Genomic DNA, 10708 nt, shown 5'->3' on the forward strand with positions numbered 1-10708 from the left:
CCTCGCTTGCCTATTATTTAATCGCTTATTTTTTGTAGGGATCTGCGGCATCGCGCAATCCGTCGCCAAGGAAATTGTAGGTTAACACCGTTAGAATGACGATTCCCAGCGGAAATAGCTTCCATGGGTACAATGCGACATTTTCGATCTTCTGGGCTTCTTGCAGCAATACGCCCCAGCTCGTTGCCGGAGAACGGATACCGAGTCCCAGAAAGCTCATGGCCGTTTCGGCAAGGATCATGCCGGGTATGGCAAGCGTCGTCGCCACTACTAGATAGCTGATAAAGCCGGGCAGCAAATGCTTGACAATGATTTTCGTGCTGCCAACGCCTGCAATTTTCGCAGCAATCACGTAATCCTCGTTTTTAAGCGAGATAAACTTGCCTCTGACTACCCTCGCCAGATCCGTCCAGCCAATAAAGGCGAAGATAATGACAATGTACAAATACATCGTAACGACAGGTATGCGCGGCGGTATGGCAGCGGATAGCGCCATCCATAGCGGAAGCGTAGGAAAGGAACGAATAATCTCAATTATCCGTTGGATAAGCGAATCAAGCCAACCTCCGAAATAGCCGGATATGCCTCCGATGATCAAGCCGATCACCAGACTGATGCCCACCCCAACAAGCGGGATGCTAAGCGAGATTTGGCTTCCAAGAATGATGCGGGAAAATAAATCCCTGCCCATGCCGTCCGTGCCTAGCAGGAATACGCGTCCCGGCTCTTTTACGCCTATTAAATGAATCGATGTCTTGATTGCGCCGAGAAACTTATATTCCTCTCCCTTGACGAAAAACTGCAGGGAATGCCGCTTTTCCGTGTCCGGCACGAATATTTTCCGCATCGTTTCCGGGTCGCGCGTCGATTTCAGCTCATAAACGAATGGCTTGATATGGAACTTGCCGTCCGCGTCTATAAATTTAAACCCCATTGGAGGCACATTCACATATTTGCTATCGTAGCTTTGCAGACCGTACGGAGCGATGAATTGCGCAAACAGCGCAACCGTATAAAGCAGCGCCAATATAAACAAGCTGATCTGCGCTAATTTATGCTTTTTAAATCTGAGGTACATCAGCCGCCATTGCGAGCTGTAATTGGCATCGGTGTTTTTCTTGGGACGAAGGGTCTCCGGCTTTTGCCTTTTGAACGCAGGTATTGTTCTCATCGTATTAATTACCCCTGAATTCTGTACGAATTTTTGGATCCAGCCATGCGAGTAGAATATCCGAGATTAACGTTCCGAGTACGGTGAGCAGCGCCATGAACAGCAGCCACGACCCTGCCAGGTACATATCCTGACCGAGCAGGGCGTTATACATAACCGGCCCTTGAATCGGTAGATTCAATACGATTGCCGTTATGGTGGAGCCCGTAAAAATCGAAGACAACGACCAGCCAATCGTACTCACGATAGGGTTCAATGCGGCGCGTGTCGGATATTTGAGCAAAATCCGCGTTTCGGACAAGCCTTTCGCTCTCGCCGTCACCACGTTCGGCTTGTTCAATTCATCCAGCATTTGCCCCCTCATGACCCGGATCAGGTCAGCGGTGCTCGCTAGTCCGATTACGATGACAGGGATGACCAAATGCTTCATTAAATCGACCGCCTTATCCATCGACCATGGCGCGTTCGCGTACTCATTCGAGAACAGGCCAAGCAGCGGATCGCCAAACCAGGTATAGGATAAAAACATTAAAATGATGGCTAACAGAAAGTTAGGCGTGGCCATCCCGATAAAGCTGATGCCGGAGAAAAAATAATCGCCCGCCGAATACTGCTTGACTGCCGTATAGATCCCGATCGGAATCGCGACCACGTACTGAAAGACCATCGTGACGATTGATACGACTAACGTCAGACCCATGTATTGCTTCACGACTGCAAGCACCGGCTTATTGTAGTTGAACGAGAAGCCGAAATCTCCGTGCAGCACGATTTTTTTCACCCATACCAAATACTGCTCGTATACCGGACGGTCCAAGCCTAGATTCGATCTCATTTCATCCATTTCCACCTGCGTCATAACATCGCCGGCAGCCGACATCTTTGCGGAATAACTGGAAACATAATCGCCTGGCGGAAGCTGAATGATGTAAAACACGACAAAGGAAATAAACATGACAACGGGTATGACCAACAGAATTCGCCTTATTATATATTGAAGCATCTCATATCCGTCCCTCTCCGCTACAAGCTGAATCTTAGTACGGCAAAGGCAGGGAAGCAGCTTCCCCGCCTTTGCCGCTGACAGTGCTGCAACTTATTGTTTAATGAAGAATTGCGATGGATGTCCTTGGCCGAGTGAACGGTATTCGTCTGCCCATACCATGTCGGTAGGGATGTTGTGAATGCTGTTTGAAGCGGTAATCAGCGTTGGCGTAGGGCCAGCATAGCCGATAACCCATTGGTTTTTCATATGCAGCTTAATAATCTCATTGCTGTATTGATCGATTTCCTCTTGCGTTTTGCTTGCTTTGATCTTTTCCCAATTTTCAAGAATCAAGGCAATGTCGCCTTCCGGCTTCACGCCTTCTTTCCCGCCTGATTGCGTATACAAGCCATAATGGCCGAACCATGGAGTGATCACCCGAAGCGGAACGATCGCATCCGGACGGAACGCCACGTTGGCAACTGAAATATTTTCGGTCGTGATTGGAATTTGGTTGGCGTATTTCATATCGAAATGCGTACCGCCGTCAACAACCTTCAGGTTCGTTTTCAAGCCCATGTCTTCAAAATACTTTTTCAACAGCTCCAGGAAGGCAGCCGTGTCCGTACTGGATTCAATAATAGTCAACGTCAGTTCGGAGCCATCGGCATTTAGCCGGAAATTGTCCTTATCGCGTTTTGTCAGGCCAAGCTCATCCAAAATTTGGTTTGCCCGCTCCGGATTGAATTCCGTCCACTGATCTTTCCAGCCCTCCTGATAGCCCATTACGCCTTCCGGTACGGATGCTTGGATCGGCTCGCCCAATCCGTTCGTTACGATCTCGGATATTTCGACGCGGTTCACCCCAATGGATAATGCTTCTCTGAAGCGGATATCCTGGAACAGCTTCCGAAGATTCGGATCCGGCGTCGTTTGGTTTAATTGAATGCCTGCGCTGCTCCATGCCGGCTGCGTCCAAGGTATGATGCGGTAATCGCCTTTTTTCTCGTTTTCCTTCAGAACCGTGAAGTCATTAGCGCCAAATACAACTAAGTTGTAGTCGCCAGCCAATGTTCCGAGCACTTTTTGACTCGGGTCTTGGATTTTTGTTGCCACTAAGCGATCGATATATGGAAGCTGCTTGCCTTCGGAATCCGTCTTCCAGAAGTAAGGGTTGCGCTCCATGACGAACTGGTCGCTGTTCGGATCGGTTGTCGGCATCCATGCCCTTAGCGTCGGAATTTCCTTGTGCAGCCAATCATAGTAGCCCGTTTCGACCAGGAATACTTTCGGATCCTCGTAGCCCCATGATTTCGTAATTTCCAGCGTTTTTGCATCGCCTACGAATTCGGGAAGAATCGTTTCGTGGAAATGCTTAGGCGCGAAAAACCATTTGTTATCGATGGCCACGCGCTCCAAAAATTGAACGCTTGGATATTTGTGCGTAACGGTGAACGTGTAGTCATCAACCTTTTTCACTTCTGCCAAGGCTCTGTCGCCGCTTACCGGATCTACCGAGTAATAAGCGTCATAGATTTTTTTGCCGAACGTTTCTTTTTTCAGCATGTGCTCCCAGTAGAAGATGACGTCTTCCGTTGTAAACGGCACGCCGTCCGACCACTTCATGCCTTCCCTAAGGTGGATCGTAAACACGGTCGAATCGTCGTTCACTTCATAGCCTTTAGCTACGTTCGGTTCGACTTTATTGCCTTCTTTGTTGAAACGGAAGAGCGCTTCCTCAGTTGGCTGGCCTACTCCCCATTTGTCGGAAGGGCCATTCCAAGGCATTTTCCACTCGCCTCCGTATTGGCCGATTTCATCAACGACCTCTTCGATTTTGATGTCCGCCGCTACAGGCATGCGATCCTCCAGCTTCGGCAATTTGCCGTCTTTGACAAGTGCGGCGAACGCCGGAGCTTCCTTTGCTCCCGCTTGCGCGTTGTCTACCGGCGCTACCGTTTCCGTCGGCTTTTCTTTCGATTCGTTCGTTGCTTTCGGACCTGAATTGTTGTTCGTGCACCCTGCGGCAATAATCGCGATCATAACGAATAAGACCAACATCATTTTGCTTCGCTTCAAATTTACCCCTCCAAAAATTGATTAGTCATTTTGAATCTTTGCAACGGCTCTGTGTCTAAAGACGGACTTAAACCGGTTTAAAGGAGGGATTTACCGAATCCCAGTTATGTATGCTACACGTATCATGATGATTAAACCGGTTTAATAAAGCGTTAAAATGTAAGCGCTTAATGTAAACGCTTTAGTTGTATGATACATTGGATAATTTATGTAATCAAGGGGTAATGTTAAGAATTTGTAAATTTTTTTTGGTGGCTTGTTTTATCGCTTGCTTTGCCTTTAGGCATCCTGTTCCGTATTCCGCTCGCCGCCCGAAGACAGGGAAATAGCCCTTCAGCCAGCCTGAAGGGCTTACATATTGCTCCATAAAAATAATGGCGATGCTTCGCTGCGCGTACTAGGAAAGCTCGGCGTTCAGCCGCTCGATTAGCTCCACCAGCTCAAGCGGTTCGCGTACCGTGTAAGTAGGACGCTCCGACTCGTCAGCAGGCAAATGCGGGTAGCGCGTCGTCCAGCTTTGGAAGATGCTCGTAATGCCCAGCGCATTCGCGCCTTTCATGTCCCGGCTTAAATTGTTGCCGATCATGACGATGCGCGGCAAATCCGCCTCCGACAAATCCAAGGCGCCAACGGCCGCTTTGAACATACGGGGACTCGGCTTGCTTGCTTTCACGGTTTCAGAATAAATCATCGTCGTAAAATAATCATAGAGCCCGTGCTGCTTGAATACGTTCTTGAATGATTGTGCGTCGCCATCAGCGACCAGCGCAAGCGTATAGCCTTTGTCATGTAACGTTTTGACCATGACGTCAGCGCCCGGAATGACCTCTGCGCGCAGCACGATCCCCTCATCGTCCCTTACTTCCGTTGATTCATCGATAATGGTGTCGCCGCTGTCCAAAAATACGATTAATTTTTTCTCCATGTGTCAACAACCTTCCCCCATATAAGTTTGCCGGCATACTCGTCGATTCTGAGACGATCAGCTCCGGCCGCATGACGATCCTTTACTTGTTCTCGGCCATAGTCTTTATGGAACGGATCAGCAAATCAAATGCCAGCTTGTTCCTTTGGTCCATCTGCGAGCTAAGCGCTATTCATATTAGCGCTTTCAAAATAACCAATTTTAATATTATAATAACAAGGTAAAGCGCTTAATCTATATATTACATATATGCACAGCGCAAATCAATCCTAATTTATGGAGGCCTTTTCCAACATGACTAATTCCGTTCTACAGACGCACTGGGATACCGTGCTTCAGGTTTCACCCCTTCTGTACTTGGATCGTCTTGAGCCGTTCTTGCCCATTCGCGTCGGCGTTACCGTATTCGAAACTCCAGCGCCTTCCCCCTCATTCGAGCGCTTCGTCCAGTTCGATACGACCCGCATACGCACCGTCATCGAATATGCGATCTATTGGGATTACGACATCCAGCATATTTACGATTTGGAGCATGTGTGGATCTACATCGATCACGAAGGGGCAATTGCCTCTTGCGAAGCCAGCTTCCATGGCCGATATTTCCTTAGCCTGCTTCCCGATCGCAGCAATTTAGCGGACGGCAAGCAAGTCAAGCTATTCGTTCAGCCTGGAAAACATGCGATGATTCCCATACAGGACGTTTTCCGGTTGCTGCCTAATGTCGATAGCTGCTGCCAATCGGAAGCCGGCATTGACGGCGTACTGGAGCCTGCCATGTTCGGCGGCCAGTTCAAAAGGGGCCAAGACATCGATCAACTTGCCGAAAAGCATTTGCGTGAATTTAGCTTCCAGCCTAGCTTTGAATACATCCCCTTTGAATGGGCTTCGGACGCATTCGTCCCGTGGGCAGAACTGGCCGAGGAAATTCCGATTCGGATGCGAGCATTGCTCGCCGAGCTTTAACGCTGCTTAAGGATTAGTCTCCGAAAAAAGATACACCCCTGCCTTAGACATCGGAAAAACCGCTAGGTTAATCCGTTACCAATCTACGGGGTGTATTTTTTTCTGTTTAGCCCATGCTTATTTCCGATTCGATGTTAGTCTTAGCCGGAACCGGAATTTCGCATGATCTCCATACCACATCGGAAAATTGGTTCCCCAAATATTATTATGCAGATTGAAATGCCATCCCGTATCCAACGAGACAAAGGAATTGTCGAATTGAAGCAGTCTTTTTTGGCCTGGAGCGACAAGCGCGGAGTCAAGCGGTACGATCGCAGCCGAACCATCCGTGCCTTCATAGGCAACGCCGTTATTCAACGCATGCAGGTTGCGATTGCCGTCCTTAACGACCCGTAACGGCGAAACCGCGTATCCAAGCTTGTCCATCGTCCATAGGTTCGGATTATCCAGCTTTAGCGCGCAGCCGAACCAGCTTGCTTCAGGCAGACGGTTCGCGTCTTTGTCGAACCACTGCAAACAAACGTCGATTTCCCCCGTCTCGTGGAACGCATATTCAAGCTCCAATTCCTTCGGCGCACCGTATTGTTCATAAGCCGGCTCCGGCATCCGGAGCCGAAGCGTGTAGCGTTCGACAGATTCGCCGCCGAGCCACCGAAGGTCGATTACTTGCGGATGGAATAGCTGGTTGCTTGGAAGCGGCCTTACGAATTCAAAGCCTGGCTTGCTGAAATCAGCATCCGCCCATGGATGCGTGACCGGTAAATTCTGCATATAAGTGCGGAAATAACGTCCATAATCGTCCGTACCGAAATTTTCGTATGCATAAGCGCCAAACGGATGGTTCTCGTCTACCCATTCCTTGCCGTTGCTGTCCGTTAAACGGATCAACGCTCCGTTCTCGCCGAACGCCAGCTCATAGCCTCCGCTGGAATACGTCTGGCGGATGCTGCGCTGCTCCAAGCCCGATACATCCGTCTTCGAAGGCACTAACTGCTCCAGTGCACGCAATGCTTCCTGCTGTTTGTCCTTCTCCAGATGCGAGACAGCCTGATCGACATACTGCCGCTGCTCCTTCCAAGAGCTCTCGATCATCGAATAGGAGCGCACGCTTTGCTCCGCGGAGAACAGATCGCTGGAATGCCGATCGAACTCGTCCATGGCGAACGCGCCGATATAACCGAATTTTGCAGGCATGTCTTCAAGGTTCACAATGTCTATGCGCCTTGCCTCGTTGAAATCCGCTTTCGAGTAGTTTCGGAAATCGGGAAGCCATTTCTTAACGTCCAGTCCCCACGTATGCTCGGCAACGAGCATGAGCGCCTTGCTCATCTCTTTGTATTCCGGGTCAGATACCTTCATCCGTCCCTGTGCCAGCCATTCCTTGCGCAGGCGGAGCAGCTCCCGGTAACGGGCAAGCTTCATCGGGTCCGTGCCGGCCCCGTGAATCCATGTATCCCCTAGCTCTTCGCGAACGACAGGCAAGCCCCCGCTTACCGCAAGCAAACGCTCGGCGAAAGCATCCATCGTCGAAGCGGCGACCTCAGCGCCAGGATACGCCTTGCGGAACTGCTCGAACTGCTCGCGAATCTCTTCTGTGCTAGGCGGGCCGCAATTGTCGCCCGTATGCGCGAATACGAGTACTTCGTCCAGCTCGTCCAGCTCCAGCGCTTCGCCATATGTACCTGCATAGTTGACAATGATTTCCGAGCCGTCATCCGCCTGCCATCGGAATAGACGGGGCACATCAGGGCGCTTCGAAGCCGGATTGACGCCTAAGTGAAGGTAGCGCAAGCCAGCCTGCTGCATATAGGGAACCATGCCAATCGTATGCCCAGGCACATCGGTCATTTTGGCTGCAATCGTCGTTTTGCCAAAACGCGCGTCCAGCTCTTGGCTTAGCGATATCCCGAAGTTCAATAGCTCGGGGTCCATAAGCTCCGTATGCGTCGTAAAAGGCAATCCGTGCCAAGCGATATGCCCCTTGGCAATCGCGTTCTCCATGCGTTTTATTCCCTCGGGGGAAGCCGCTTCGAGATAATGGTGGATGAGCCACGAGCCAGTGGTCCATACAAAACGTTCGCTTCCGCCTGCCGATTCCAGCTTTTCTGACAGCTCGATGGCTTTCGGAATGTATTCCTCCATGTACTGCTTAATGACATGCTCAGCCAAATGAGTGAAACCGATATCCAGATGCGTTTTAAAAATGACATGTACCTTCTTGATCTTTCCCATGCTGTTTATCTACCTCCAAGGTTCTTAATTTCTTAGCCCCGAACGAAGCCGACTCATTCATTAAACCGGTTTAAAATTTGTCCGTAATCGCCCCCGTTGACGTGGAAGGCTCGGTCATGAGTCGCTCTTGGACGTCAGGCTTCGTAAAAATCATGCAGAGCAAAGCCTCTTCCTACATCGTAGGATAAGCTTGTTTCCGCAAATAAACAAGATCCCTGCCCAAAAAAAGTTCCCCCATAAATGCTGTACGAGCCATATTACCACTATCCGCGGTGTACGAATCGGTTAACCAGCATGCATTTTGCTGCCTATCGTAATGCAATGGACACCCCCCTATGAAACGTTTTCAAAGAAAAGCACGCAAATCGGTAACGCCGCCATACACAAGCTGGAATCAATAAACGATCATGCGGTGCTGGCCCGCTCCTACCCTGTAAGCCTTGATGCGAGACTGTTCTAAGTCGACGGCCATGATGTCAAAAGCAGTCTCTGATTCCGTGCCTTCCTCGCGTTCAGGGGATTCGGCAAACTCTTTATGCGTACAAGCGTTTAACGATGAAACCATAGGTATTTCATCCCTATATACGATCTGGTCATGATGGACATGTCCGAAAAAGCAGCTTATGACCGTTCCAATGCCTTGTCCAGAGAAATCGGCAGCCACTTGGTAAGTGAAATCCCCTTCTCCGCCTTCCGAAATGAAGCTTCCCCCTTCACGAAAAGCTTTAAGGATTCCCCAAAGCGCGCTTCCGTTGCGCACCGAATGGTCAGCTCCGAATATTCCGTCCTGTGTAATGGCAATATGTGACGCCACCAGCACTCGCCAGCCAGCATTACCTTTAAGTGCAAGCGCTTCGTCCGCCAACCAATTCATTTGGCTATTGGAAAACGCATAATCCCATTGTCCAGCATACTTTAATGTCCCATTATCCGTATGTGCGTAAGGAATATCGGTACAATCCAGCACGATCACTCTCGTTTTTTTATCAGGGAAGTCCATATAATAATATAAACCGGACGGTTGATTGCGATTAAATTTGGCCTTGCCCTGAACCGGTGCGAGCGTAATCTCGCGAAATTCATCCGGGTACACGACATTTGCCGCGCTTCCGCTGCGAAGCTCGCTGTCATAGATCGAGTTGTCGTCATGATTCCCTTTCACCATAAGGAAAGGGGCATCGGAGGCTGCCAGCGCTTCAACGATTTCCTTCTGGGCGGCGATAACCTCGGACTTCGGTCCGTTGATGCTGATATCGCCACCGCAAAGAATAAAGTCGAGTGGCATTAGGCTCGCTACTTGCTGAATCATAGTTGCTGAGCGCAGCATATTGCCGCCTTTCCGATGATGCAGGTCGGTAATAAAAACAAAATTCAGCGTATTATCGGTCAGGCAGGTTGATAGTTCTTGGACGGCTGTGTCAACGAAATTCGAATAGATCTCCTCAATGTTTCCCATTTCCATTGTCCCCTTCATCATTTATTGACGTACAAGCAGCATTTATTTCAGAAATGGTATGGACTCGGCTGCTTGCAGCAATGTCACGGGTCTAGCAATCCACTGCTTGTGCCCCGCTTCAACGGCCCGGCTTGAGCCCCATCGCCAAGTCTACGCGGCGGGTCGTAATGGAGCGAACGCCGCTCGCGGCCAAAGCCGCCATTTGGTCGGAATCGTTAACCGTCCACGTGTAGATCAACAGTCCGCGGTCACTCGCAGAGGCGAGCAGCTCTTCCCGAACGTAGCGGTGCTGGATGTTGATTCCGAAGCAGGCTGCGGCCATCGCGTCCTCAATTGTCCGCTTCACCGCTTCAGAATACGCCAGAGCATCGAACAAATCAGCGTCGGCATTGAGCAGTCTCGGAAGCCAAGGTGCCTCGGCTTTCGCCAGAAGCGCACGGTTCGCGCCGCAGCCGCTCAGGAAAGCTCGCTCTTCCAGACCGAATTTGCGCACGGCGGCGGCTGTCGGGGAGATGGCTTCGTCTACTTTGATATCCAGATTCACATGGCAGCCGGCGCTGTGAACGATTGCAAGAAGCTCGTCGAGCGCTGCGAGGCGGATCGTCTTGCTGCTTGCGCCATGCGCCGGAATGATGTCCAAATGGCGAAGCTCGTCGTAGGTTGATAATGAGATGCCTACCCGATTACCATCCTTCAGCGATATCCATTCGTCATGGAACAGCACGGGAACGCCGTCCCTCGTAACCCGAATATCATCCTCGACAATATCGGCCCCCAGTTCGATTCCAGCCAGGGCGGAGCCAGCCGTATTGTCCGGCTCGCCCATGCAGCCGGTATGCGCGGTAATCAAAGGAAATGTCATTACTGATTTACTCCTCTCTTTAATATGCCGCTTAG

General features: G+C 50.3%; 8 protein-coding genes. 1 reads left to right on the top strand and 7 read right to left on the bottom strand.

Annotated features, from left to right (window positions below; genetic code table 11):
• Window positions 1-25: 25 nt before the first annotated feature.
• The 4 genes from AC0YN3_RS19465 to AC0YN3_RS19480 all read right to left on the bottom strand — a co-directional run bounded on the left by AC0YN3_RS19465 (window position 26) and on the right by AC0YN3_RS19480 (window position 5160).
• Window positions 26-1171 (bottom strand): ABC transporter permease, encoded by a 1146-nt coding sequence (locus tag AC0YN3_RS19465; RefSeq protein WP_475776631.1) that lies wholly within the window; start codon window positions 1169-1171, stop codon window positions 26-28.
• Window positions 1172-1175: 4 nt separating this feature from the next.
• The gene (locus tag AC0YN3_RS19470) at window positions 1176-2174 is read right to left on the bottom strand and encodes an ABC transporter permease (protein ID WP_475776632.1); all 999 of its coding nucleotides are present in this window, start codon (window positions 2172-2174) and stop codon (window positions 1176-1178) included.
• Between the two features lie 93 nt (window positions 2175-2267).
• Window positions 2268-4235 (bottom strand): ABC transporter substrate-binding protein, encoded by a 1968-nt coding sequence (locus AC0YN3_RS19475; RefSeq protein ID WP_475776633.1) that lies wholly within the window; start codon window positions 4233-4235, stop codon window positions 2268-2270.
• Between the two features lie 397 nt (window positions 4236-4632).
• Window positions 4633-5160 (bottom strand): HAD family hydrolase, encoded by a 528-nt coding sequence (locus tag AC0YN3_RS19480; protein WP_475776634.1) that lies wholly within the window; start codon window positions 5158-5160, stop codon window positions 4633-4635.
• A 294-nt stretch (window positions 5161-5454) separates the two neighbouring features.
• On the opposite strand from AC0YN3_RS19480, the gene AC0YN3_RS19485 reads away from it, so the two are divergent.
• Window positions 5455-6123: a hypothetical protein gene (locus AC0YN3_RS19485; protein ID WP_475776635.1), complete on the top strand. Its 669-nt coding sequence runs from the start codon at window positions 5455-5457 to the stop codon at window positions 6121-6123.
• A gap of 117 nt (window positions 6124-6240) precedes the next feature.
• On the opposite strand, the gene AC0YN3_RS19490 is transcribed toward AC0YN3_RS19485, so the two are convergent.
• The 3 genes from AC0YN3_RS19490 to AC0YN3_RS19500 all read right to left on the bottom strand — a co-directional run bounded on the left by AC0YN3_RS19490 (window position 6241) and on the right by AC0YN3_RS19500 (window position 10673).
• Complete coding sequence (locus AC0YN3_RS19490; RefSeq protein WP_475776636.1) at window positions 6241-8355, bottom strand: DUF5054 domain-containing protein; 2115 nt, start codon at window positions 8353-8355, stop codon at window positions 6241-6243.
• A gap of 394 nt (window positions 8356-8749) precedes the next feature.
• On the bottom strand, window positions 8750-9811 hold the full coding sequence (locus AC0YN3_RS19495) for a metallophosphoesterase family protein (protein ID WP_475776637.1): 1062 nt from the start codon (window positions 9809-9811) through the stop codon (window positions 8750-8752).
• A 118-nt stretch (window positions 9812-9929) separates the two neighbouring features.
• The gene (locus tag AC0YN3_RS19500) at window positions 9930-10673 is read right to left on the bottom strand and encodes a glycerophosphodiester phosphodiesterase (protein ID WP_475776638.1); all 744 of its coding nucleotides are present in this window, start codon (window positions 10671-10673) and stop codon (window positions 9930-9932) included.
• Between the last annotated feature and the right edge of the window lie 35 nt (window positions 10674-10708).

The sequence above is a fragment of the Paenibacillus sp. J22R232 genome (genome assembly GCF_056269165.1).